Origin of the sequence: Desulfuromonas acetoxidans DSM 684 (genome assembly GCF_000167355.1) — a bacterium.
Lineage (GTDB): Bacteria > Desulfobacterota > Desulfuromonadia > Desulfuromonadales > Desulfuromonadaceae > Desulfuromonas > Desulfuromonas acetoxidans.
Genome location: NZ_AAEW02000011.1, coordinates 44,717 through 67,496 on the forward strand (window position 1 = coordinate 44,717; position 22,780 = coordinate 67,496).

The following is a 22,780-nucleotide window of genomic DNA, read 5'->3' on the forward strand; positions in this document are numbered from 1 at the left end:
GGTATATGAGTTTTTTGCCCTCCCCAACTATGAAAAGTCCTAAACAAACATCTCGATTTATAGAAAATTCCATAATGGTAATTTACGTGTAGGGCTACGTTTTCATTGAAAACTACCATCAAGAGAGTGCAAAGGCAAGCGATTCTCCACCCGTGTTTTTCACAAACAGGCACCTAACATTAAGCTTGTTGACACACACGATATATTGTGTTTTAAATCCTCTTCAACACTCCATGTGGTACAAAAATCAACATTCAGCAAAGGATCCCCTACATGTCAAAATCCGCTAAAAACACGACTTTACCGCTTACCAACAACGCCTTGACGGTACTGGAACGTCGCTATCTTAAACGCGACGAAAAAGGTCGCGCACTGGAAACTCCGGCGAATATGTTTGAACGTGTCGCCAATGCGATCGCCGAGGCAGAAAAAAAATTCGACAAAAAAGCGGACACGAAAAAAGTTGCAGCGGAATTTTACGACATGATTACCAACCTGGAATTTTTGCCCAACTCACCGACGCTGATGAATGCCGGTCGTGAATTGGGTCAATTATCGGCATGTTTCGTCCTGCCGGTTGCGGATTCCATGGAAAGCATTTTCGAAGCCATCAAAAACACCGCCCTAATCCACAAAAGTGGCGGCGGCACCGGTTTTTCCTTCAGCCGTATCCGTCCGGCTAATGATGTCGTGCTGTCGACCAAAGGCGTGTCTTCCGGTCCGTTGTCATTTATGAAAGTGTTTGATGCTGCCACTGAAACCATCAAGCAAGGCGGTACTCGCCGTGGTGCCAACATGGGTATTCTGCGTGTCGACCATCCCGACATCATGGATTTCATCATGTGCAAGCGTGATCAGACCGTGCTGACCAACTTCAACATCTCCGTCGGCCTGACCGAAGAATTCATGGAAGCGGTTAAGACTGACGGCGAGTATGACATCATCAACCCGCGCACCGGTGAGGTGTGTGACAAGATGTCCGCAGCTAAAGTGTTTGACCATATCGTTGATCTGGCCTGGAACAATGGCGAGCCGGGGATCATCTTCCTCGACCGTCTCAATCGTGACAACCCGACACCGCACATCGGAGAGATTGAAAGTACCAACCCGTGCGGTGAGCAACCCCTGTTGCCCTACGAATCATGCAACCTGGGGTCAATCAACCTCAACCGGATGGTCAAAGACGGTCAGGTCGATTGGGACAAACTGCGTAAAACAGTGCAGAAGTCCGTCCGTTTTCTCGACAATGTCATTGAAGTCAACAACTACCCGATTCCGGAAATTACCGAAATGTCTCTGGCCAACCGCAAGATCGGTCTCGGCATCATGGGGTGGGCAGACATGCTGATTCGGGTCGGTATCTCGTATTGTGATCAGGAAGCTGCTGAGCTGGCAGCCAAGCTGATGAAGTTCATCAACGATGAAGCCCATCAAGCCTCACGCGATCTGGCTAAAGAACGTGGTGCCTTCCCTAACTTTGAAGGCAGTATTTTCGAGCAACGCCAGGAGCCGAAAATCCGCAACGCCACCTGTACCACCATTGCTCCGACCGGCACCATCTCCATCATTGCCAACAGCTCCAGCGGCATTGAACCGCTGTTTGCCGTATCCTATGTGCGTCAGGTCATGGACAACGATATTCTGGTTGAGGTGAACCCGCTGTTTGAAGAAGTCGCCAAAGAACGTGGCTTCTACTCGCCGGAACTGATGAAGCTGATCGCTGAAAAAGGCACCATTCAGGATTTTGACCAAATTCCGGAAGATGTGCGCCGTGTGTTTGTTACCGCTCACGACATCACTCCGGAAGAGCATATCCGCATGCAGTCGGCGTTCCAGAAATACACGGACAACGCGGTCTCCAAAACGGTTAACTTCTGCAACAGCGCCAACCGCGACGATGTGGCTCAGGTCTATCAGATGGCATACGAAAGCGGCTGTAAAGGCGTGACCATCTATCGTGACGGTTCACGTGATGCTCAAGTGCTGTCGGTCAAAAAAGAGGAGAAAAACGAATCCACGGTACCGATGGAGAGCAAAAAAGCAACACGCAAGCGCGATCGCCCGCGCACTCTCGATGGTGCCACCTACCAGATGGAAACGGGCTGCGGACCGCTTTATGTCACCATCAATGAAGACAAGCATGGTCTGTTCGAAGTTTTCACCACCATGGGTAAGGCCGGTGGTTGTGCGGCATCACAGTGTGAGGCGTTGGGGCGTCTGGTCTCCCTGGCGTGGCGTAGTGGTGTTCAGGCGCGCCAATCGGTGAAGCAACTGATCGGCATCTCCTGTCATAAGCCTTCCGGTTTCGGTAACAACCGCATCACCTCTTGCGCCGATGCACTGGCTAAGGCGATTCAGATGCACATGCAGCAGGAAGTGGAAGAAAGCCATCAGCAGAATGGCGGTGCCTGCCCCGAGTGTGGTGGCCCGGTTGAGCATGAAGGTGGCTGTTGTGTGTGCCACGCTTGTGGCTATTCCGAATGCGCTTAGCAATCGGTTAGCGATCAAGAGTTTCTGCAAAAAAGGCCACGTGAAAACGTGGCCCGACTATCCCCTTAAATGGAATGTGGCAGGAAGGTATCCCCTTCCTGCTTTTTTTATTTTCGCGACAAAATGTTTTTCCCGCGATAGTAGGCCTTGCCACGTTTTATCGTTTCACCGTGCATACCAGCTCCGAACACACCCATAATTCGTATGAAACCACAATAAACACGCTGAAAGTCAAAACCGCCGGGTTTCGCCCCGGCAGGCGACATCCTTTTGATTTGCCGCTCAAAAGGATTGTAGTGGTCTACTAAACTTGGACACCCACAAAGGTGGTAACATCCACCTAAACGAGAAAGGGGTCTAAGGACTATGGGAAGAAAAATATTCACAAATGAATTCAAGGTAGAATGTGCCAGCCTTGTTTTGGATCAGGGATACAGTGTCCCAGATGCTGCCCGAGTTATGGATGTTGGAGAAACGGCCATGCGTCGTTGGGTAAAGCAGCTCAAACAGGAACGAGCTGGGACGACACCGGAAACTCCAGCCCTTACAGAGGACAAAAAGCGTATCCAGGAACTCGAAGCCCATATTCGTCGTCTGGAGAAAGAGAAGCAAATCCTAAAAAAGGCTACCGCTCTCTTAATGTCGGAAGACAAGCTTCGTTTGAGTTGATCAGTACATTGAGAGAGCATGACTGCGTTTGTGTCCTTTGCCGTCTTTTTGATGTTTCGCGTTCTAGCTACTATGCCTATTTGAATCGTCGAGCTCATCCAGATACTGAACGCATCAAGTTACGTATTCGGATCAAGGAGTTGTTCAATAAAAGTCGTTATTCAGCTGGAAGCCGCAGTCTTACCAACATGTTACGCAGTGAAGGCATCACCATAGGACGTTTCAAAGTACGTCGTCTGATGCGTGAGGCGAGCTTATTCAGTAAACAACCTAAACCACGTTTGTACAGAGTTGCCAAAGTAGAACATCCAAAGATTCCGAACCTGTTGAATCGGGATTTTGATGCGAAGAGGAAAAACCAGACATGGTGTAGTGATATTACCTATGTTCGAGTTGGAAAACGTTGGATTTATGTCGCTGCGGTATTAGATCTTTACACTCGGCGCGTTGTTGGGTTGAGCTTATCAGAAAACTGTGACGCACAACTTGCAGTTAACGCTATCAAAAACGCTTATCGGACAAGGAAAAAGCCAACTGGGGTTTTGGTTCACACAGACCAGGGACAACAATATGGCAGTGATTTGTTCTGTCGCCAGCTTCGATGCTATCAGATGAAACAGAGCATGAGTCGGCGAGGAAATTGCTGGGATAATGCACCAATGGAGCGTTTGTTTCGCAGTTACAAAAGCGAATGGATGCCAAAAGGTGGCTATCAAACGTTTGCAGAAGCACAGCTCGACATAGAGCACTATTTTATGAACTATTACAACTGGAGCAGACCTCATCAAAGAAATAAAGGAATGGCTCCGGCTGTAGCTGAAAAAGAACTTATATCTGTGTCCAAAAATAGTTGACCACTACATATGCAAAAACCGGCTGAACTTCTCCTGAACCTTGTGGGGAGACACTTGGTATTGCAAATAAGACAGTATAGGTGGGAATGGATGGGCAAGGATGGTTAATGCTGGGATTTTGGGGTTTAGATGGATATTTACAGGTTGGAAAATCCTGGATACTTTAAACTTTAGAAATTCAAAATTTAACAAATAAATAAGTTATAGACATTTGAATTTGAAAATTTCCCCACCCGGCAAAAGAGATTAAAACTATTCGCCAGTTGACTTAGATTCCATTTTCTTTATTTCCCCTCGAAGGTATTCGATCATTTCATCTCTGTTATGACGAGGGTGTGGCTGAACAATGTTGCCAAACTTTTCTTCTAGCAAGTTATACCAATATTGATCTTTTAAAAATTCGGTTTTTTCTTCAGGTAAACTCGTAAGGTCTATTAATTTTCCTATTGTCTCATCACGGTAAGGCACGAAAAATTGTGAAATATATCCGTCGAGGATGCTCTTCACAACGTGAGGATATACGCCTTTTTTCTTCACGGAAGTCTTCAATATATCAAGATAAACTCTTGACAAGATCTCTGGAGGATACAGGTCCTCTGGCTCATCTTCTATTTGAATTGAAACTGCAATAACTGTATTTATAAATAATTCTTCAACATCAATAACGCTATTATTGAAAACTCCTTCAAATACACTGTTCTTCCCATTAGTCATGGGCCCTTCTCCAGTCGCAAGCCACTGAACAGTGACATTTGAAGCATCTGCTAAGGCAATTAAAACGGGCCTGGTAGGTTCACTTTTCCCAGATAAATATCTCCTGATTACTCCCTCAGATACACCACTTATAGACGAAAACGCACGAATACTTTTGTCACCAATTCCCATTTTCAATCTATCAGGAAATTGTCCGTTTCCACCATCTTGAATTGGACGATCTTCGCCACCTTGGATGTCTTTTGATTTTCTCAAGAAATCACCTATAAATTAATAGTTTGCGCAATATGATAGTAAATTGACAATCAGACGCGCAATTTATGATTGACAATGCGTTACATGTGTCGCACCATGACTGCATCAAAGTTTGTATTCCCATGTTCAAAAAAAAGCCAGGTGGTGCTGGCTCGTTAGGAACGCGTTATGAAAAATACTGAGAAAAAAAGTTCCTTTCCTAGTGATTGGCATCCGGCTGATATTAAAGCCGCTCTTGAGAAAAAAGGCTTTTCACTGTCTCGCATAGCCAGAGAACATGGCTATGCGCCAACATCTCCAAGCAATGTTTTTCGGAGACGTTGGGCTGCTATGGAGAAAATCATTGCAAACATTGTAGGGGTTTCTCCACACATAATATGGCCATCAAGATATTCGGATGATAGTTCTCCTTATCGCTTTGTAAGAGTAGCAAGAGCGAAAAGGAGGTGCAATGACTAAACGGCATGTCCCCGTAGACGATGGCCAGTTATCCCTTCTTGACCTCATAAAAGAATCTGAGGAACTTCGTCGAAGCACGCCAAGTGAAGGGTCGATGAATATTCATTCTCGATTCTGTCACGTTTTAACGCAAGCAATAAAAGATTCAGGATATTCAAGATTCGAAATCGCTGGCCGAATGTCTCATTTGCTTGGGATTGAAATAACCAAGTTCATGATTGATTCATGGACTAGTGAATCAAAAGAAGGTCATCGCATACCAGCTGAGTATCTCCCCGCCTTTTGCTCCGCTACAGAGAGCCGAGAATCAATCCAAATACTCTCAGAACTTGGAGGGATGTTTTGCTTGCCTGGGCCAGAAGCTCTTAGAGCTGAGATACATAAGCTCTCGGAAGAAGAAAAGCAAATTCGTATAGAGAAACGCAAGCGTGAACAGTTCCTCAAAGAAATGGAGGGGCGACGCTAAGCGGAGCCAGCGAACACATGGGAAATACTTTAGCCAATTCCGGTTGGGGAACCGCAAAAGAATATTGTGAAGAAGGTCTTCCAGGTCTGCCAACGACTGAAAGACGTTGTTTGGACCGTTTGGGGAAGTTTGCAGAAAGTTTCGCTAACAAGTCCCGTCAACGTAACGGCTCTAAGGCAACTGAATTCCACTACTCGATACTCCCGCCCAAGTCACAGGCTCCATTGGCACAGAGATATCCCGAATTATTCGTTAGCCGTCAGTTTCAGCCAAATCAAAATAATTCTGAACACGAAAGTAGAGACATTCTTTGGGACTATTACAGCCGTAAAACAGACAAGGCTAAAGCGGCAGCTCAAGTTCGTCTTGAGGCAGTGCAAATGTGTACCACATTACTTTCTAATGGATGGAAGAAAACAGAAGCCAAAGAGCAGGTTGTTGAAGTCTTTAAAGGAAGAACAAAGGTCAGTTTTCATACTCTTGGGAATTGGCTGAAAAAAATTAACGGTGTTGATCAAGCAGACTGGTTGCCCGCTCTGGTTGATGGATATACCGGACGCCAAACGGATTCAAAAGTCAGCCCTGAAGCGTGGGATTACATCAAGGCAGATTATTTGCGTCGCGAAAGGCCAACCTGGTCAAGTTGTTACGAGCGCCTTGAACGTGCAGGCGCGAAGCCTGGATGGGTGATCCCCAGTTCCAAGACGCTCCAAAGAAAACTGAACAAAGAGATCCATCCGGATTTGATCACGCTACTTCGTGATGGTGAAGATGCCTATAAAAAGACACTGCCAGCGCAAGAGCGGGATCGCTCCGTTTTCCATGCTTTGGAAGCGGTAAATGGAGATGGCTACACCTTCTTTAAATATGTCCGCTTTGAATCTGGAGAAGTCTGCCGTCCTGTTTGCTGGTTCTGGCAAGACATCTATTCCGGCAAGCTCCTCGCCTGGCGGGTTGACGTTTCTGAAAACAAGGACTCAATTCGTCTTTCAATCGGTGACCTGGTTGAAAACTATGGCATTCCGAAAAAGTTCTGGCTCGATAACACCCGTGCTGCAGCTAATAAAGATGTGACCGGAGGTGTCAAAAACCGCTACCGCTTTAAGGTCTCAGAAGATGAGCCTTTGGGGCTCATTCCTCAGCTGGGCGCTGAAGTCCATTGGGCAACCCCTGCTCATGGTCAGGCAAAGCCTGTTGAGCGTGCCTTTGGTATCGGCGGCATCGGTGAATATACCGATAAACACCCGAGTTTTTCAGGGCGCGGCACTAAGGGAACCCCCATCCCCATAGCAGAATTCGAAGAAATTCTCACAGCAGAAGTTGCGGCCTTCAACGCCAGACTTGGCCGTCGAACAAAGATCTGCAATGGAAGAAGCTGTGATCAAGTCTTCAATGAATCGTACGAGGTCAGCCGGATAAAAAAAGCAACAAAGGAACAGCGATCCCTGTGGCTATTGTCACCAGAACCGGTTACGGCCAACAAAAACAACGGCTCGATCAAGATCATGGATAACCGGTACTGGTGCGAAGAGTTGTCCCATTACAAGGGGCAAAAACTTGTTGCCCGTTTCGATCCGGCAAATATGCATGGTGAGGTCCTGGTTTACACCTTGGATGGGCGAAGGGTTGCTGAAGCTGAATGTGTTCTGGCTGCTGGCTTCAATGATCGTGAAGCAGCAAGAGAGGTTGCTAAGCAAAAACGCAGACGCAAAAAAGCATTACGAGAAGCTGAAAAGGCTGAGCTTCGAATTTCAGCCAGAGAGGCATCAAAAAGTCTGCCGCAAGTTGAATCACCAAAGCCTCTTGAAGCGAAAATTGTTGAAGCCGTGTTCGAGAAAAAGAAATTTGAGCAAGGCTTGTCGGATAGCGGTGACCGGTTTGATCGCGCCGTTGCCATGATGAAACCGGCAAAGAAGAGCTTGCTATAAAAAAGTAATGCCCGGTTGGGGTCGCATCCCACCGGGCACTAGGTGACGAAGTCACCTCAAACTGAATCTATTGGAGGTTAACAGATGGATAATTCAGCAGCAACAGTTTTAAGTCCTGACTTTGGTAACGAGGCAGAACTGCAGCCTTCAGTTAAGACGCAAATTCAACAAGTTTTGGACAACGAAGAAATCAAGCAATCCCAAATCGCACGCGAAGCGGGACTGACGGCTCCTGTGCTGTCGAGTTGGTTAAAAGGCAATTATAAGGGCGATAACAAAGCCGTTGAAGCCAAATTAAATCAATGGTTGGCAGCCAGAGGTCGGAAGGCAGAAGTTTCTATGGTGTTTCCCAAAGCCCCAGAATGGATTGACACTCCAACCGCTAAAAAGGTCACAAGCGTCCTGACCTATGCACAGCTCGCTGGTGATATCGCTGTGATCTACGGAGGTGCAGGCTTGGGAAAAACTTGCACATTAAAAGCATACGCAGAGCAAAGCCCTAATGTCTGGGTTGTCACGATGAGTCCGGCACACGGTGGTGTTGCCTCAACCTTGGAGGAGATTGCTGAGGTGTTGGGGCTGCGTGGAATTCCAGGGCGTGCCGTTCGATTGCAACGAGAACTGGTAAGGAAGCTCAGTGGCACCGGAGGGTTGCTTGTTATCGACGAAGCTCAGCACCTAAATGTTAATTCCCTGGAAGCCATTCGATCTTTACACGATGCCACAGGGGTTGGGCTTGCACTGGTCGGAAATGAATCTGTCTATGCCCGTCTGACTGGCGGTTCACGATCAGCCACCTTTGCCCAGCTTTTTTCAAGGTTGGGAAAACGGCTGAGATTGAATAAGCCACGCAAAGAAGATGTGGTCGCAGTGGCCAACAGTTTCTCAGTTGCTGGTGACCAGGAGCAGAAGGCTCTTTACGAAATATCTCAGAAGCCAGGTGCCCTTCGCGGCGTGGTCAAGACCCTACGTTTGGCAACCATGTTTGCCGCTGGTGATAACGAAGCAGTTCAGCTGGAGCATATCCGGGCAGCTTGGCACGACTTAGGGGGCGCGAATTCATGAGCTTCGACAGGAATAAAGCGGAGAAACAGGCCTGTGGTATCTACTGCGAGCTCTCGAAACTGCGTTCGATGTTGAGAGCACTTGAGTTAGCCGCTTGGGGTGAAGATGGTCGACCATCGGATGGAGGAGATCCTATCGACTGGATTGATGTCATCGAATTGGTCAAAAGAGATGTAACGGAGATCGCCCAGAAAGCTGAAGACATGGAGCACTATATTCGTCATGGAGAAGAGCGAAAACAAGCTGAGTGTCCATTGACTGAAAAGGCAGCGTAGCAAGGTGTTGCTTTGAACATTGCACAAACAATCAGGAGGTCGGCATGAGAACAAAACAGGAGATCAGGCCCATCACGAAACAGCAGGTCAAGATGATCCATACACTTAAAGAGGCTCTTGGACTCAATGAGTCGATCTACCGTGGCACCTTATATGACGCCTTTGGTGTAACCAGCAGCAAAGAGCTAAATGAAACTCAAGCCTGTGGCGTTATTGATTGTTTTAAGAAGGAAGCTATCAAGGCTGGAATCTGGGAACAAGAACATGACTACTCCAGCTTTGGCAACCGCCCGGACCATGCAACACCGAAGCAGCTCAAGTACATCTGCTGCTTGTGGAATCAGGTCTCACGAGTCCAACCGGATCGCCGCGATGCTGCTCTGAGAAAGTTTCTCATGCGTCAGGCCGGAGTCGCGGATCTACGCTTTCTTAAGCGTTCATCTGCCACCAAAGTAATCTCGGCGCTCAAGGCCATGAAGACACAAGCCGGGAGTGTGCATTGATGCCTGAACCTGTTTGCGGCCATTGCCGGGCCAAACGCCCCAATCTGCATTGCTTTCACGAGAATGCGTACAAGGGCAAGTTTCAGGTTGTGCGCTGTCTGCTGTGTGGCTGGCAGATCAGCCGTTATGTTCCTTCGAAAAAGTATAACGCGGCATGGCGCAGACAGCTTTTGCTGACCTTCAGAGCCGAAATGGAAGAAAGCCGTCAGGAGGCTTCTGAATTCACAGACCTTTGGCGAGGTAGGCATTTTTAAAGATCGTCGAACACAGGCGAATTTAAACGGGGTTTAAACACCATTATGATTGGTGGTTGTGATCTGAAAAAAGAAAGGAACGCTGTATGCCTGGAAATAAAGGGAAAGACCTCAAACTGAGAGCAACTCTCTCAACAGAAGATGTCAAAAGAGGAACGGAACAAATAAAGGCTGACTTGGCCAAGCTGAAAACAACAGCCACAGGCTGGACCGAACAGCTTACACAGGCAAGTAAAGCGTTGGATGTGCGACCTCTACAGCAAATCAATCTTGAAGCGCGCAAACTCCAGCGGCAATACGAGATCCTCAAAAACTCCGGTGGACTAACCGGACGGGAACTGAGCCAGGCTGCAGAAAATCTTAAACGAAAGACTGCTGAACTCTATAGCCAACAAAAAAAGATGAACGCCTCTTTGGAGAGTGGCCAACAAATCACAGGCCGAATGGCAGGTAGTGTCAAGAATCTTGTTGCCGCCTATGTCGGACTTCGGACCATCACCGGACTTTATTCAACGATATCAACTGCCAGCAGAGACGCAGAGCAGGCCCAGTTCAATTTGACCTCAAGTGTACAGGCTGCAAGTCGAGAATTTGAAAACACGGGTGGACTGGATGCCTGGCAGTCGAAAATCAAAGAGCTTTCTGCCGATTTACGGATTTATTCTGAATCCGATGTTGCTAACGCAGCCGCACGAACCATTGATATGACGAAGCGTCTCGGCCTGAGCGCTGAGCAAATGAATATCCTCATCCAGCGTACGGCGGATTTGTCGGCAGGAAAAACAGATCTCGAAGGTGGTATCGAACGCGTCACAGCGGCACTGCGTGGTGAGGCGGAAGCATCGGAATACTTGGGTCTTACGCTTAACGAAACATACGTCAAGTCTTGGTATGAAGCCAATAATGCCAGCGGAAAAGCATGGAAAACGCTTACAGACATCGAGAAGGCACAGATTCGTTACAACGTTCTCCTGGAACAATCCGACGCCATCCAAGGCCGTGCCGCAGCGAGTTCAAATACCTACAACGGTGCTCTGCAATTGGTTCAGGCCAGTGTGCACAACGCGGTCGCCAACAACGAAGACTTAACTGAAGCGATGACAGGAGTAGCCAATATCATCAGCGAAAATGCTGACGAGATCGGAGAATTCGCAACGGAAATTGCCACGGCTATTGGTGATGTCATTGAGTTTACAATCGAAAACAAAGAGCTTGTCACAGCACTTATTGGTGCAGGTGGATTGGTTTTCGCTTTGGGAAAGACGGCAAAAACGATCAAAACCGTTAGCACCATTATGAAAGATATGTCGATGGCCAAGACACCAGAGTTGTTGAGCTCTGGAATGGCGAATAGCCGTTTGCCTAAGCTCAATAATGCCCTTGGTAAAGCAGGTTTGGCCGGAGCTCTCTTTTCTGTTGGATATGCAATTGGTGAGGCACTCCCCTTCATGACCGAGAGTGAAAAGATCATGGAATCCACGCTTCCGTTGATCGACGAATACGCCGATCTTCATGCTGCCGTTGCTGAGAAAATCCAGCAGATCAGTCGAGAAACGGGAATCCTGATTGAAAATGAGGAACATCTCTACCAATTAGAGAAAGACGGCGTCCTTGTTTACAACGAGAAGGTAGGAGCTTATGAGGCGGTTACTGAATCTACCCGCCAGATGACCGCAGCGGAAAAAGCATTACAAGAACAGCGGGTTGAATCCTTTGCTTCAATTGCCACATATGTTGACGAAGTTCAGAAAAAATACGGGGATCTTAGTGTTGAGGCTTTTGAGGCTTCACGAAAACAGAGTGTGCTGAATGAAGCTTTGGCAAACAGCAAAAATCCGGTCGAAGCGGCAAAGCAGAACGTTGACAAGCTTGCAGAGACCTATGTCGAAGCCAAAGACGCTTCTTGATCAACTGAATAAGGGTGAAGAAGGCTACGAGGATGCTCTTAAGAAAAAACTCAGTGCTGAAAAGTCCTACCTGGATAGTGTCGAACAGTTGAAATCCCGCCAACTTGATGCCGTTGAAACCTCTTTGGATAACGAAGAACAGGCCCTCAAGAATTCTCTCGACCAGCGCCTGATCACCCTGGAAGAAGAACTTCAAGATGAATTGCTTACTAAGAAAGAATTCGACTACGAAAAAGCCAAAGCTGAGCAACAACACGCCGAGCAGGTTCTGTCGATCCGTCGCCGCATGTACGACGAGGCGGCCCGTCTTTACGGCAAAGACAGCCAGGAAGCCATCGAAGCGCATAACGATGTCATTGCCGCTGAAAATGATTTGGCCAAAGCCACCAATGGGACCGACTCCGCGTTTGATCGGCTCCATGAAAAAATCAAGCGAACTGGTGAAGAAGGCGAACGCTCAGGAAAACGGGCCGCTCAAGGAATGCGTGATATCGGACATGCGGCCAAAGAGGCCAGTAAAGAAGTGGAGAAACTCACCCACAACCAGAAGATGGCCGCTGAATCGGCAGAGCGCCGTGAAAAACGAGAGCAACAGTTTCGCGATGGCCTTGGTGGCGTTGCCATCACTGGCGCGAATGCTGCCGAGGTCATGGGTGGTTGGAACCTGTCCAGCATTGGCAAAGAATACGCTGACGCTATGAATACAGCACGAAATTACGATGGTGGGTTCAAAAGTTATTTCAAAAACTATTATCGCGATATGGCTGCAGGAATGCAGGAAGCTGCTGTAGCCAGCGTCAAAAACGCCTTAGCCGATGCCGCCAGCTATGATGATCTACAACAGCAAGCAAAGCAGATCACCGGTGAGTTGCGCCTGATGGCTGATCAGGCGGGAAAAGTTATGACCGAAGGCCAAGTTCAGGCGGTTGCTGCCGAAGTTGCCAACGCAATGGGTCTAAAAAGTCCAGCGAAGCAGATGACAGTTAAGCTCCAAGGCCCAAGCGGAGCCACTGTACCAATATCAATGCATGAAAATGACGCGGGTCGATTTATTCAGCAGCTCGAAGATTCTGGGATGGTGACGAAATAGAGGGACAAGGCCGGGACGGCTCACATCCCGACGCGTTATTCACTTCATGACAGGGTGGCCCCCCTGGTGAATAACGCTCCCTGAAGAGACTGACACATGGTGGGGCCTCCCATTCCGATAAATCGGCAACCCCACATAGCGCTCCTTACCAGAGGTAAGTGCTACGGCCGGGAGAATATCACCGCGTCACATGCGTTAACCAATAATAACACAGAAAAGGAGTTTTTATGACAGTAGTAACCAAGTTTGATGAGAAAAATCTGCAGTTGGAAGAACAGCGGTTTCGCGTTCTGGAGAGCTTGGATAAATTCCGTCAACTCGTTGGAGTTGACGAGGCAAAGTTTACCGACAGCTTAAAGGGAGCATTCGGTGTGAATTCGGCGCACAAGCTGAACTGGGATCAGATCGGCATAGCCTTTTCGGTGCTCGAAAAAATTCATTCTGATGGTGGTACTGATTTTTGTGAAGCCTCTTTTTCAGAAGCAAGTCAACCTGGATTCTCAGCTGACCTAACACTCAAAGTTTAACCGACAACGAAAGGAAAAGCCCAATGGCCAACAAGCAAGTTGAGGGAAAAGACGTGGAAACCACCATTCAGGAAAAAATTGATCAGCGCCATCAGTTTTTAAATGGATTAGCTCAGGCTGAATCTGACTTCAGAACCGCTGAAAAACCAGTACAAGAATTGCGGGAAAAACTCTCCCAGACTCAGCATCTCCTGAGCGATAAAACAGCGCAAAGAGGAGCTGTCGTTTCCCACGCAATAAAACAAACCAATGCCAAGCTTGAGGAAGAAATAAAAGGTCTGATGGCACAGAAAGCAGAGATTGAAAGTGAAATTTCGAAGCTGCTTCCTAATTACGAAGAAAAAAAAGAGCGTGTTGACAACATGAGACTGGAAGCGCGTAGTGGCATGTCCGTTACCACGGATGATTTGGTGTATTTCCGGCAAAAAATCTCATCGAAGACCGCGCAGATCGAGAAAATTGAGACCGCGATTGAAGAAAATAAAGTCCTGATGAAAACGGAAAACAAAGCTCTGGAAAAACATCAGGAACTTTGCGAACAAAAGGAAAACCTCTTGGCCAGTCTCGCCATGAATCAAGGAGATGCCAAGTCTCTCGATGCCGTCAATGAGCAATTGGCTGAAATTGAAAAACAAATTGAGTCCCAACAAGAGGAATCCATGGCCTATGCCAATGGAAAAGCTCAAACCATCTCCGGTTTGAGGCGGATGCTCGATATTGAGCAAACAGAGCGAGACAGGCTTGAGGTTCTTTTTGCTGACCTGGTGAACTATCACCTCCTTTGGCGTGCTGAGCAAATCGGTGCTGAATACGTCAAAGCAGCCCAGATCGTTGAAGAGAGCTATAAAAATCTCTTCGGCATCGAAGTGGCTCTTGAAGCCATCAATCGTCGGAAGGATCGCCCTTCAATTCTTGACCATTCCTGCCAGCAATTGCGATTGCCGGGTTTCCTTATTAAGGGTTGCGAAGCTAAAGCTGGAACTGAAGGCCTCCTCTTCAGCTTTGAAAATGGAGGAGACTTTATCGACAAGGCTGCTGCTGCCGAAGTTGAACGCTTAGCTGAACTGGGAGTTTGTCAACTTCAATAAGAAGAGCAGGTACCATTTCGAGCTAGGCAGACCATAGAAACGGTATCCAGGACTGATTGCATTTTGTCATCAATCAGTCTGAGTGAGTGGAGATGGTCTGTCATGGAACTGGCGAGAGTCCACAGCTACGGCTGCCCCCTCTCGCCATTTTTTTAACTATCCACATGGAGTAGCCATGACAAAGCGGGAAGCAGAAAGAAAACTGCGGAAATTGATTGAAGTTGCAGACCTGCCAGTACGACCAAGCTACACGCCGGGTGAAGTGCAGACGCTAATAGGCGTTAAAAGTGAGAAAACCTTACGGCGCATGATCGTAGAACACGAGGTGGATCCAGAGACCGGGCAGCCAAAGAAACCATATACCCTGGCCAGTATTACATTGAGAAATGAACGTCGGATCACATTCCCAGATCTGGTTGACTGGCTGCTTCGCAACTCTACATATGAGCGGCTTTATTCCTGATACGAGACGAAAAACGTAGACCAGAATAGGAGACAATTATATGGCAAAGAAAAGACCTGGTGTTGAATTTTTGCTCAAGATGGCAACGACTATTCAAAGAGAGTTGGAAGGAGTCGGGATCAAATCGAAAGAGGCTCGTGAGGCAGCCCTGAAGGCTGTTGAGGTGGTTCGACAGGATAATGGCGGTACAGAAGTTTATATTCCAAAAGGAATGGCCTTAACTCTCAGCCAGAGAGATTGGGAACTATGGAATGAATTCGATGGTTCAAATCATAGTTTTCTAGCCAGGAAATATAAACTTACGATTCGACAAATTTATCGGATTGTTGAGCGCTGCAGAGAAGAAGGTGTTTGGGGCGGCTAGAACCATAGGGTGAAAATGACCTCCTGTTCGCTACAATGTAAGAATGAGGCCCACGAAAACAGGGAGGTTGTTATGGCTGAGGATATTAAAGAATATCTGGTCTTCCAAACGTTACGGGATGTCCCAGTTTATAATCGCATCAGAGCTCAAAACCGCTATGCAGTCATCAAGGCCTTTGAAAAATTTCTACGCAAGGAAAGGCAGAGGCTCAAGAAAGATTTCCGCATAAAAGCGGCACAAATCAAGTTTGCGGAAGAATCCGGTATCAGCCTTAGGACGCTATATCGATGGATCAAGGCCCACAGGAAGAAAGGATTGCGTGGGCTGGTACCAAACTTTGGGAAGCTGAAGAAAGATGAAAAAAACAGGAAGGCAATAACTGCTCTTGTGCCGGATCCAGGGAAAACCCTGTCAGCAAAAATAGAAATCAATCTCAAAAATCCTTTATTGGCTCTGCACCAGATCAATTTAATTGTCCAAATGAATCCTGTCTTTACGGCTGAAGTAAAAGAATATTCTAACAAGATAACTGAGGTAATTGGCATTGCCGATGGTGGCAACCTTATTCTGAAATTGCCCAGACGGCTTACCGAGGACGAGAAGAACACACTGAATGGACACTTGCTTGGAACCCACCGTAATTGTTGTGCCAAGGCCCTTGGTCTACTTCTTATGAATGAGGGATGCTCTCTCCAGGAACTCATGTTGAAAACCCAACGTTCAAGGAGAACAATTTTTCGATGGCATGAAAGGTTTGAGAAGGAAGGAATTTCTATCGTCAAGGTTAAATACGAGTCTCAGGCAATGATTGAGAAGAGGAACTTGGAGAGGGTTAGAGTTGTCGATATCCTCCATTCACCACCAATGACCTTTGACATCAATCGCTCTAACTGGACGTTGCCATCCATCATTCAGGCATATGAAAAGCTTTACGGCGAACACCTTGCAAAAGGAGCTTTAAAGCGAGTTATTAAGGACGCTCGTTATACATGGAAGCGTGCTAGAACAATGCTGACCAGCAATGATCCGCTTTACCGCCAGAAGGTGAAAACACTTATCACTGTCTTGCATTGCTTGACGCCCAATGATGCCTTTTTCTTCATCGACGAAGCTGGGCCTTGGAAAGTGAAAAAATATGGTGGAAAAGTCTTAACTGCACCAGATCAGGTTAGAACTATTCCAGAGTACCAACCAGACAAAGGGGCTGTCTATTTGATCGCCGCTTTGGAGGCCCAGACAAACCAAGTGATTTATCAGTACATCAAGGGTAAGACGGCCTCAGCTATTGTTGCGTTGCTTCAGGAGCTTCATGAACGCTACAGCGCTTATTCTCGCCTCTGCCTGACATGGGACTCGCTTTCAAGCCACAGCGCTAAAGAGGTCAACGAGTGGATTGAAACGGCAAACGCGAATTCAAAACGGGACTCTACCCCGAAGGTAAACGTTTACCCGTTACCATCTAATGCCCAGTTCCTCAATGTTGTTGAATCAACCTTCAGGAATATTAGAAAGGCCGTCATATACAATAGTGATTATCAATCAGTTGAAGAGATGCAGAGAGCAATCTCCAGGTATCTCAACGAGAGAAACGCGTATTTCCTTGAGAATCCAAGGCGCGCCGGAAATAAGATATGGGACAAAGAGCTGTTCACGCCGGACGATCTCCCTGGAGGCCTGTTCCGGAGGATGTGAATGAGATCTCTATGTTCAAACAACCATGAGGCTAAAAATGAAGAATAGATATGAAGTTGAAGGCAAGATAAGAAATTTACTTGGCACGGTGACACCATATGAATCCTTATCGATCTTAAACGATATGTCGAAAGAAATACTGAGATCGGTTGGGGAGAGTGGCCCACTCGCTGGAATTCCTGTCTATCCGAGAATTCTAAACCGTAAGGGATCTAAGAGCATAATTGACAAGGATCCAGAGATGAAAAAATATATACTTGGCTTAACTGAAACAACGACAATTGCAGCTCTCAGAAATAAATTGATCAGTTTATTTGGGAAAGAACGAGTGCCTTCAAAAAGCGCTCTGCATAGGTATTTGGCAAAGCTTGAAGGGAGAGCTTAAACTGGCCATTTTAAAGGTCTTAAAAGGCCATTTTATGACCGGTTCAAATTTTCAATTTTAAGTGTCCAAATTTTGCGTTTTAAGTGTCCGCGTACATGAACCTAGATCAACCGACAATGAGTCTGTTTCCGTTATGCTTAACGAATTCGGCTTGCCTCCCTTTAGCTCGGCAAATCGTGCAACTCATCATTTTTGACATAAAACAGTTGATAACTGTCTAAAGCCGCGATCTATATCTTTTGTCGCACCAACCTAACGGGTGGGACGGTGCCCACCCTTCAGCGAGTTATCTTGCAACCAAGCTCTGCCATTCAGCAGCGCCGAGAGCAATCAATGAACGTCAGAGCGATGAGCATACAGAAAATTCTCAATTGAAATTTAGCCGCCCTACTTTTCTTGTTGCGCAGTGATCAACTCCCGCGCAATCACCAACCGTTGAATCTCAGCCGTTCCTTCACCGATATCACACAATTTGGCATCGCGGTAAAACCGCTCAACACAACTGTTTTTCAGGTAACCGTAACCGCCTTGCAATTGAACAGCGCGCTCAGCGCTCTTGACCGCCATCTCCCCGGCAAACAGTTTGGCTTTTGCCGCAGCGGTTCCGCAGGTTTGTCCGTCGTCACACAACTGGGCGGCTCGCGCCGTCAGCAGCCAAGCCGCATCATAATGGGTGGCCATATCGGCCATGGGCCACTGCACCGCCTGAAACGTGTTGATCGGCGTGCCGAACTGCTGTCGGCGTGCTGTATGACGCTGCGATTCCTCCAGACAACCGCGCATAATGCCACAGGCCAGGGCGGCAATCGTCACCCGACCATGGTCGAGCAGACTAAACGCGGCTGAAAGTGCCCGGTGTTCCTCACCCAGGAGTTGCTCTTCGGCGAGCTGCACCTGATCAAAATGGACTGCCGTGGTATTGGAGCTGCGACAGCCCAATTTCTCTAGAGGGGCGGACGGCGTTACTCCCGGTGTATCACGCTCCACCAGATAAGCGCTGATCGCAGACTTCTTATGCTCGCCACTGCGTGCCATGACCACGTAAAGCCCGGCCACCGATCCCTGAGTGACAAACATTTTACGACCATTAAGCTGCCAGCCGTCCCCGTTTCGCTGGGCACGGGTCTTAATGGAGACCGCATCACTGCCACTGCCCGCTTCAGCCAATGCCCAGGCCCCAAGAGGCTCACCTTTAGCCAGGCCAGGAAGATAGCGGTTTTTCTGGGCTTCAGAGCCAAAACGTTGCACATGATCGCACACCAGACTATGTGCAGCCAGAGTCAAAGCCATGCCGGCATCGTAACGCGCCACCCCTTCAATAATCAGTGCCATCTCCAGGAGAGACTTCCCCAAACCGCCCCATTGCTTATCAACACAGATCCCCAGCAAACCATGTTCGGCTAAGGCGTGAACATGCTCCATGGGAAAGCGATTTTCCCGATCCCACTCGGCGGCATAGGGCTTCACATGGGCCACCGCCAGTTGGCGGATTTTATCGATCAGCGGATGATGTTGTGTTGCATTCAGAGTTTTAATCATCACGATTCCTGCTCCTGCAAAAGTTGCGTCACACGCTCAAAAAAGGTCTCATCCAAGGCACGAGGCTGTTTATCCGGCCCCACGATCAGATGGCGGCTGCTGCCCTGAACAATCACTTCTTCATCACGTAAAATCCGGTACGAAAATTCAATCAACCGTTTTTTCAGGCGCTGCAACGAGGTTTCAACGATCAACCGATCTTCATAAAACGCCGGTGCCAGATAGCGTAGCGACAGATCTGCCACCACCACAAAATATCCCATCTTTTCCCACGTACTGTATGGGGTACCAATCTGACGAAGAAAGTCAGAACGTCCCTCTTCAAACCAGATGGGATAGGTGGCATGGTGAACAACACCCTGAGCATCGGTTTCAGCATAACGGACAATGACTTGACTGCTCTTTGCAACCACGTTGAACTCCTCCTGAGCGGGTTCCATACAAAAAACCATAAAAGGTCTTGGCCTAACCAAAGGTTTACATTTATAATACGAAATTGTCGTTTTTGTTATGTTTTTATGCTTTTTTGAGCTGTTGTGAGGTTTTATGAGCCCCGAAGAACTTGTCTCTTTTGTCAACACAGCACAGCGTGTCGGCACCCTGTCTACAGTTGACCATGCTGGAAATCCCAATAGCGCCATTGTTGGGTCAGCCATGATGCCTGACCCGCAGCATGTTAACATCGCCCTGGCCAAGAATCACAGTCTGGAGAATCTGCGACACAACTCCCACGCGGTCCTCAGCATTTATGAACCGGCACCGGTGATTTTCAACTGGCAAGGAGCTCGCCTTTATCTCACGGTTGACTCCATTGAAGAAACCGGACCGTTTAAAGAGGAGATGATTCAACGGGTTGAACAGGAAGCCGGGAAAATGGCTGCACGAACCATCCACGCTGCGGTACGTTTTTCTATGGTGAAAATCCGCCCCTTGCTCGATAGCATTCGTTAAACAATGAATATTCTACTGATCAATCCGCCCAACTGCGGGCGCAGCATCCCCGAAGAGCGTTACGGCATCGATTCACTAAAGCAGATCTTTCGTGGTGAACCGTTAGCCCTTGAAGTTGTTGCTGCCGGCCTCACTGACCACAATGTGACGATTCTGGACCTTAAAGCTGACAACACGGATTTGCAAAAAACAATTCATGCCGGTAAACCCGATATCATCGGCTTTACGGCAATGACCTGTGAAGCCAACACGGTCAAGAAATTGGCCAGACAGGCACGTACACTTTGCGATGCAACTTTGGTTATTGGCGGAATTCATGCCAGCAATGTCCCGGAACACTTTAACGAAGAACCGTTTGACTATATCGTCCTCGGCCTTGGCAAAGACAGTTTTCACCAACTGGTCACGCATCTGGAACAGAGTCAGTCAGACTTTGCGATCCCGGGAATTGCCAGCGTCACGCCGGGGCAACCATTATCTTGGTCACCACGACGTTATAACCACACTGATCAGCCCATTGATCACGCTCCGCGCTACGACCTGATTGAATCCTACCGAGACGATTATTTTCTGGCTAAATTAAACGTGTCCTTAGGTTTTGTCGTCACCGCCTTTGGCTGTCCGTTCAATTGTTCGTTCTGCTGTATCGCCGGCCAGTGTGGTGGCCAATACCTGACCCAGCCGATTGATGCGGTGATTCGCGATCTGCAGAGTTTACCCGACATTCCGTTTATCCGTCTGGTGGATGCCAACACCTTTGGTTCTCCGGCCCATGCGGAAGAACTTTACCGGGCGATCAAACAAGCTGGAATTAAAAAGAATTACTTGATTGACGTGCGCGCCGATACTGTGGTACGTCACCCCGTGCTGTTGCAACAATGGAAAGAGATTGGCCTGCGTTCCGTGGTCATCGGTTTTGAAGAGATCAATGATCAACGGCTCGCGCAGATGAACAAACAGGGAACCCAGGCGCTCAATGATGAAGCACTGTTGCGTCTCAAAGAGTTGGACATTACCGTGGTTGGTGATTTTATTGTCGACCCGGATTACAGTCATGACGACTTTGACACCCTGGAGCGCTACATCACCAGTCATAAGATCGACTTGCCCATGCTGACAATCATGACACCACTGCCGGGCACCCCGATATACGACAGCATGAAAAAGCGAATTACCGAACACAATCTCGATTATTACACGTTGACCAATGCGGTCACCCGGACCCGTTTGCCGGAAAAGGAATTTTACACCCGTTACGCCAACCTGTTGCGTGCCTGCCACGCCCAGGCGAAGTTATAGGATCACGTATGGACGCCTACATCACTGACCTCGCATCGTTCCTCCCCAATAAACCGGTTTCCAACCAAGAGATGGAAGCCATGCTTGGACTGGTCGGTGATCTGCCTTCGCGTACGCGGCGCATTATTCTGCGCAACAATCGCATTGAACAACGCTATTATGCGATTGATCCAATCACCCTGGAACAAACTCATACCAATGCCGAGTTGACCGCCGAGGCAGTTCGCCAGTTGCGTTCCTACGATCCGCACAACATCCACACCCTGTGCTGCGGAACCTCATCGCCGGACCAGATCATGCCGGGGCACGCCTCCATGGTGCATGGTGAGCTTAAAGGAGGACCGTGCGAAGTGGTGTCCACTGCCGGTATCTGTATCTGTGGTGTCACCGCCCTGAAGCAAGCGTGCATGCAGGTGGCTTTAGGCGAAGCACCCAGTGCGATTGCCACCGGTTCGGAACTCGCCTCATCTTTCATGCGTGCCTCATTGTGCGGCCAGATCTCAGACGAGCGCGCGGAACAGCTGCAAAACCAGCCGGTATTGTCTTTTGATGCGGATTTTCTGCGCTGGATGTTGTCGGATGGTGCAGGTGCCGCCAAGATTTCACCGACCCCTGCCCAAGAGGGAATTTCGCTGAAGGTTGAATGGATTGACCAGCGTTCCAGTGCCCATCTATTTGAGCCGTGCATGTATGCCGGAGCCATCAAGGAACAGGGAAAACTGCGCGGCTGGCGCGAATTTGAGACCATTGAGCAGGCCGTGGATAATCATGCCTTTTTAATCAAGCAAGATGTCAAATTACTCAATGAAGAGATCATTCCGACATCCGTTGACAGAGCGTTGCTGCCCATTGCTGAACAACGGGGATTAACACCTGAGAGCGTTGACTGGTTTCTGCCCCACTACTCATCCGATTATTTCCGGACCCGGCTTTATGACCGAATGCAGGAACAGGGCTTTCACATCCCTTATGATCGCTGGTTTACCAACTTGACAACAAAAGGAAATACCGGCGCAGCCTCGATCTATATCATACTCGAAGAGCTGTTTTATTCCGGCCGTCTGAAGAAGGGACAGCGCGTGCTGTGTTTTATTCCGGAAAGCGGACGCTTCTCCGTATGCTACATGCTTTTGACGGTCTGCTAAATCAGCGACCACAGCAATAGTGACAAAAAAAACCCCTGCCAGATGGTCAGGGGTTTTTTATCAGTTATCCACACGTTCCCGTAGTTCTTTACCAACTTTGAAAAACGGAAGTTTCTTCGTTTTCACCTGGATGGCTTCACCCGTTTTCGGGTTACGACCGGTGTACGATTTATAGTCCTTAACGACAAAACTGCCAAAACCGCGGATCTCAATCCTGCCACCTTTGACCAGTTCCTGCGTCATTGAGTCGAACATAAGGTTAACAATCTCCTCTGCCCGCTTATAGGTCAAATCCTTTTCAAGAGAGAGCGCTTCGATCAGTTCAGACTTATTCATACTTCCTCCTAGCCGCTCATCTTACACGGTATTCCGATCAGGTTGTCAGCAAAGAGTTCCAA

At 48.1% G+C, this 22,780-nt stretch carries 24 protein-coding genes; 20 read left to right on the forward strand and 4 right to left on the reverse strand.

What is annotated here, in order from left to right:
* Positions 1-273: 273 nt before the first annotated feature.
* Complete coding sequence (locus tag DACE_RS10290) at positions 274-2,490, forward strand: vitamin B12-dependent ribonucleotide reductase (protein WP_006001012.1); 2,217 nt, start codon at positions 274-276, stop codon at positions 2,488-2,490.
* Between the two features lie 366 nt (positions 2,491-2,856).
* Positions 2,857-4,013, forward strand: a protein-coding gene (locus DACE_RS17920) for an IS3-like element ISDac1 family transposase (RefSeq protein ID WP_155809094.1) whose coding sequence is annotated in 2 segments (ribosomal slippage) — positions 2,857-3,106 and positions 3,106-4,013 — 1,158 coding nt in all. Because the reading frame shifts where the segments join, the coding sequence is not laid out codon by codon here.
* 252 nt (positions 4,014-4,265) lie between these two features.
* On the opposite strand, the gene DACE_RS17925 is transcribed toward DACE_RS17920, so the two are convergent.
* On the reverse strand, positions 4,266-4,982 hold the full coding sequence (locus tag DACE_RS17925) for a helix-turn-helix domain-containing protein (RefSeq protein ID WP_006001015.1): 717 nt from the start codon (positions 4,980-4,982) through the stop codon (positions 4,266-4,268).
* Positions 4,983-5,150: 168 nt separating this feature from the next.
* Here DACE_RS17925 and DACE_RS17930 point away from each other — a divergent pair, with 168 nt between their 5' ends.
* The 15 genes from DACE_RS17930 to DACE_RS10375 all read left to right on the forward strand — a co-directional run bounded on the left by DACE_RS17930 (position 5,151) and on the right by DACE_RS10375 (position 17,448).
* Complete coding sequence (locus DACE_RS17930; protein WP_081449997.1) at positions 5,151-5,441, forward strand: helix-turn-helix domain-containing protein; 291 nt, start codon at positions 5,151-5,153, stop codon at positions 5,439-5,441.
* The gene (locus DACE_RS17370; RefSeq protein ID WP_050770010.1) at positions 5,434-5,907 is read left to right on the forward strand and encodes a hypothetical protein; all 474 of its coding nucleotides are present in this window, start codon (positions 5,434-5,436) and stop codon (positions 5,905-5,907) included. Before DACE_RS17930 ends, DACE_RS17370 begins: the two co-directional genes overlap by 8 nt.
* Before the next feature lie 17 nt (positions 5,908-5,924).
* Positions 5,925-7,835: a transposase domain-containing protein gene (locus tag DACE_RS10315; RefSeq protein ID WP_006001016.1), complete on the forward strand. Its 1,911-nt coding sequence runs from the start codon at positions 5,925-5,927 to the stop codon at positions 7,833-7,835.
* A gap of 84 nt (positions 7,836-7,919) precedes the next feature.
* Positions 7,920-8,900: an AAA family ATPase gene (locus DACE_RS10320; protein WP_006001017.1), complete on the forward strand. Its 981-nt coding sequence runs from the start codon at positions 7,920-7,922 to the stop codon at positions 8,898-8,900.
* Positions 8,897-9,175 carry a hypothetical protein gene (locus tag DACE_RS10325; RefSeq protein WP_006001018.1) on the forward strand — a complete coding sequence of 93 codons (279 nt, stop codon included), beginning with the start codon at positions 8,897-8,899 and terminating at the stop codon, positions 9,173-9,175. Before DACE_RS10320 ends, DACE_RS10325 begins: the two co-directional genes overlap by 4 nt.
* A gap of 44 nt (positions 9,176-9,219) precedes the next feature.
* Positions 9,220-9,678 (forward strand): regulatory protein GemA, encoded by a 459-nt coding sequence (locus DACE_RS17375; protein ID WP_006001019.1) that lies wholly within the window; start codon positions 9,220-9,222, stop codon positions 9,676-9,678.
* Positions 9,678-9,932, forward strand: coding sequence for a hypothetical protein (locus tag DACE_RS10335; RefSeq protein WP_040366998.1), 255 nt, complete (start codon positions 9,678-9,680; stop codon positions 9,930-9,932). Before DACE_RS17375 ends, DACE_RS10335 begins: the two co-directional genes overlap by 1 nt.
* Positions 9,933-10,018: 86 nt before the next feature.
* Positions 10,019-11,839, forward strand: coding sequence for a hypothetical protein (locus DACE_RS10340; protein WP_006001021.1), 1,821 nt, complete (start codon positions 10,019-10,021; stop codon positions 11,837-11,839).
* Entirely contained in the window at positions 11,814-12,929 is a 1,116-nt protein-coding gene (locus DACE_RS10345; RefSeq protein ID WP_006001022.1) for a hypothetical protein, read from the forward strand. The genes DACE_RS10340 and DACE_RS10345 overlap by 26 nt, the downstream gene beginning before the upstream one ends.
* A gap of 227 nt (positions 12,930-13,156) precedes the next feature.
* A complete protein-coding gene (locus tag DACE_RS10350; protein ID WP_006001023.1) occupies positions 13,157-13,456 on the forward strand; it encodes a hypothetical protein in 300 nt (99 codons plus the stop codon).
* A 23-nt stretch (positions 13,457-13,479) separates the two neighbouring features.
* On the forward strand, positions 13,480-14,544 hold the full coding sequence (locus tag DACE_RS10355) for a hypothetical protein (RefSeq protein WP_006001024.1): 1,065 nt from the start codon (positions 13,480-13,482) through the stop codon (positions 14,542-14,544).
* 175 nt (positions 14,545-14,719) lie between these two features.
* A complete protein-coding gene (locus tag DACE_RS10360) occupies positions 14,720-15,007 on the forward strand; it encodes a hypothetical protein (RefSeq protein ID WP_040367000.1) in 288 nt (95 codons plus the stop codon).
* A gap of 40 nt (positions 15,008-15,047) precedes the next feature.
* On the forward strand, positions 15,048-15,371 hold the full coding sequence (locus DACE_RS17380; protein WP_006001025.1) for a Mor transcription activator family protein: 324 nt from the start codon (positions 15,048-15,050) through the stop codon (positions 15,369-15,371).
* A gap of 72 nt (positions 15,372-15,443) precedes the next feature.
* On the forward strand, positions 15,444-17,063 hold the full coding sequence (locus tag DACE_RS10370; RefSeq protein WP_040367002.1) for an IS630 family transposase: 1,620 nt from the start codon (positions 15,444-15,446) through the stop codon (positions 17,061-17,063).
* 37 nt (positions 17,064-17,100) lie between these two features.
* Positions 17,101-17,448 (forward strand): hypothetical protein, encoded by a 348-nt coding sequence (locus tag DACE_RS10375; RefSeq protein WP_040367003.1) that lies wholly within the window; start codon positions 17,101-17,103, stop codon positions 17,446-17,448.
* Positions 17,449-17,835: 387 nt separating this feature from the next.
* On the opposite strand, the gene DACE_RS10380 is transcribed toward DACE_RS10375, so the two are convergent.
* Positions 17,836-18,987, reverse strand: coding sequence for an acyl-CoA dehydrogenase family protein (locus DACE_RS10380; protein WP_006001027.1), 1,152 nt, complete (start codon positions 18,985-18,987; stop codon positions 17,836-17,838).
* A complete protein-coding gene (locus DACE_RS10385) occupies positions 18,987-19,427 on the reverse strand; it encodes an acyl-CoA thioesterase (protein WP_198912523.1) in 441 nt (146 codons plus the stop codon). Before DACE_RS10385 ends, DACE_RS10380 begins: the two co-directional genes overlap by 1 nt.
* A 106-nt stretch (positions 19,428-19,533) precedes the next feature.
* Here DACE_RS10385 and DACE_RS10390 point away from each other — a divergent pair, with 106 nt between their 5' ends.
* Genes DACE_RS10390 through DACE_RS10400 form a run of 3 tightly spaced genes read left to right on the forward strand, consistent with a single transcriptional unit; the run spans position 19,534 to position 22,382 of the window.
* Complete coding sequence (locus tag DACE_RS10390; protein WP_006001029.1) at positions 19,534-19,938, forward strand: pyridoxamine 5'-phosphate oxidase family protein; 405 nt, start codon at positions 19,534-19,536, stop codon at positions 19,936-19,938.
* 3 nt (positions 19,939-19,941) lie between these two features.
* Positions 19,942-21,237: a B12-binding domain-containing radical SAM protein gene (locus DACE_RS10395; RefSeq protein WP_006001030.1), complete on the forward strand. Its 1,296-nt coding sequence runs from the start codon at positions 19,942-19,944 to the stop codon at positions 21,235-21,237.
* Positions 21,238-21,245: 8 nt separating this feature from the next.
* Positions 21,246-22,382, forward strand: a complete 1,137-nt coding sequence (locus DACE_RS10400) for a beta-ketoacyl-ACP synthase III (protein WP_006001031.1) — start codon at positions 21,246-21,248, stop codon at positions 22,380-22,382.
* A gap of 60 nt (positions 22,383-22,442) precedes the next feature.
* On the opposite strand, the gene DACE_RS10405 is transcribed toward DACE_RS10400, so the two are convergent.
* Positions 22,443-22,718 (reverse strand): HU family DNA-binding protein, encoded by a 276-nt coding sequence (locus DACE_RS10405; RefSeq protein WP_006001032.1) that lies wholly within the window; start codon positions 22,716-22,718, stop codon positions 22,443-22,445.
* Between the last annotated feature and the right edge of the window lie 62 nt (positions 22,719-22,780).

What these genes read in the sequence shown, in the direction of transcription:
- DACE_RS10290 (WP_006001012.1), top strand. Translation starts at nt 274, where the DNA reads ATGTCAAAATCCGCTAAAAACACGACTTTACCGCTTACCAACAACGCC.
- DACE_RS17930 (WP_081449997.1), top strand. Translation starts at nt 5,151, where the DNA reads ATGAAAAATACTGAGAAAAAAAGTTCCTTTCCTAGTGATTGGCATCCG.
- DACE_RS17370 (WP_050770010.1), top strand. Translation starts at nt 5,434, where the DNA reads ATGACTAAACGGCATGTCCCCGTAGACGATGGCCAGTTATCCCTTCTT.
- DACE_RS10315 (WP_006001016.1), top strand. Translation starts at nt 5,925, where the DNA reads ATGGGAAATACTTTAGCCAATTCCGGTTGGGGAACCGCAAAAGAATAT.
- DACE_RS10320 (WP_006001017.1), top strand. Translation starts at nt 7,920, where the DNA reads ATGGATAATTCAGCAGCAACAGTTTTAAGTCCTGACTTTGGTAACGAG.
- DACE_RS10325 (WP_006001018.1), top strand. Translation starts at nt 8,897, where the DNA reads ATGAGCTTCGACAGGAATAAAGCGGAGAAACAGGCCTGTGGTATCTAC.
- DACE_RS17375 (WP_006001019.1), top strand. Translation starts at nt 9,220, where the DNA reads ATGAGAACAAAACAGGAGATCAGGCCCATCACGAAACAGCAGGTCAAG.
- DACE_RS10335 (WP_040366998.1), top strand. Translation starts at nt 9,678, where the DNA reads ATGCCTGAACCTGTTTGCGGCCATTGCCGGGCCAAACGCCCCAATCTG.
- DACE_RS10340 (WP_006001021.1), top strand. Translation starts at nt 10,019, where the DNA reads ATGCCTGGAAATAAAGGGAAAGACCTCAAACTGAGAGCAACTCTCTCA.
- DACE_RS10345 (WP_006001022.1), top strand. Translation starts at nt 11,814, where the DNA reads ATGTCGAAGCCAAAGACGCTTCTTGATCAACTGAATAAGGGTGAAGAA.
- DACE_RS10350 (WP_006001023.1), top strand. Translation starts at nt 13,157, where the DNA reads ATGACAGTAGTAACCAAGTTTGATGAGAAAAATCTGCAGTTGGAAGAA.
- DACE_RS10355 (WP_006001024.1), top strand. Translation starts at nt 13,480, where the DNA reads ATGGCCAACAAGCAAGTTGAGGGAAAAGACGTGGAAACCACCATTCAG.
- DACE_RS10360 (WP_040367000.1), top strand. Translation starts at nt 14,720, where the DNA reads ATGACAAAGCGGGAAGCAGAAAGAAAACTGCGGAAATTGATTGAAGTT.
- DACE_RS17380 (WP_006001025.1), top strand. Translation starts at nt 15,048, where the DNA reads ATGGCAAAGAAAAGACCTGGTGTTGAATTTTTGCTCAAGATGGCAACG.
- DACE_RS10370 (WP_040367002.1), top strand. Translation starts at nt 15,444, where the DNA reads ATGGCTGAGGATATTAAAGAATATCTGGTCTTCCAAACGTTACGGGAT.
- DACE_RS10375 (WP_040367003.1), top strand. Translation starts at nt 17,101, where the DNA reads ATGAAGAATAGATATGAAGTTGAAGGCAAGATAAGAAATTTACTTGGC.
- DACE_RS10380 (WP_006001027.1), bottom strand. Translation starts at nt 18,987, where the DNA reads ATGATTAAAACTCTGAATGCAACACAACATCATCCGCTGATCGATAAA.
- DACE_RS10385 (WP_198912523.1), bottom strand. Translation starts at nt 19,427, where the DNA reads ATGGAACCCGCTCAGGAGGAGTTCAACGTGGTTGCAAAGAGCAGTCAA.
- DACE_RS10390 (WP_006001029.1), top strand. Translation starts at nt 19,534, where the DNA reads ATGAGCCCCGAAGAACTTGTCTCTTTTGTCAACACAGCACAGCGTGTC.
- DACE_RS10395 (WP_006001030.1), top strand. Translation starts at nt 19,942, where the DNA reads ATGAATATTCTACTGATCAATCCGCCCAACTGCGGGCGCAGCATCCCC.
- DACE_RS10400 (WP_006001031.1), top strand. Translation starts at nt 21,246, where the DNA reads ATGGACGCCTACATCACTGACCTCGCATCGTTCCTCCCCAATAAACCG.
- DACE_RS10405 (WP_006001032.1), bottom strand. Translation starts at nt 22,718, where the DNA reads ATGAATAAGTCTGAACTGATCGAAGCGCTCTCTCTTGAAAAGGATTTG.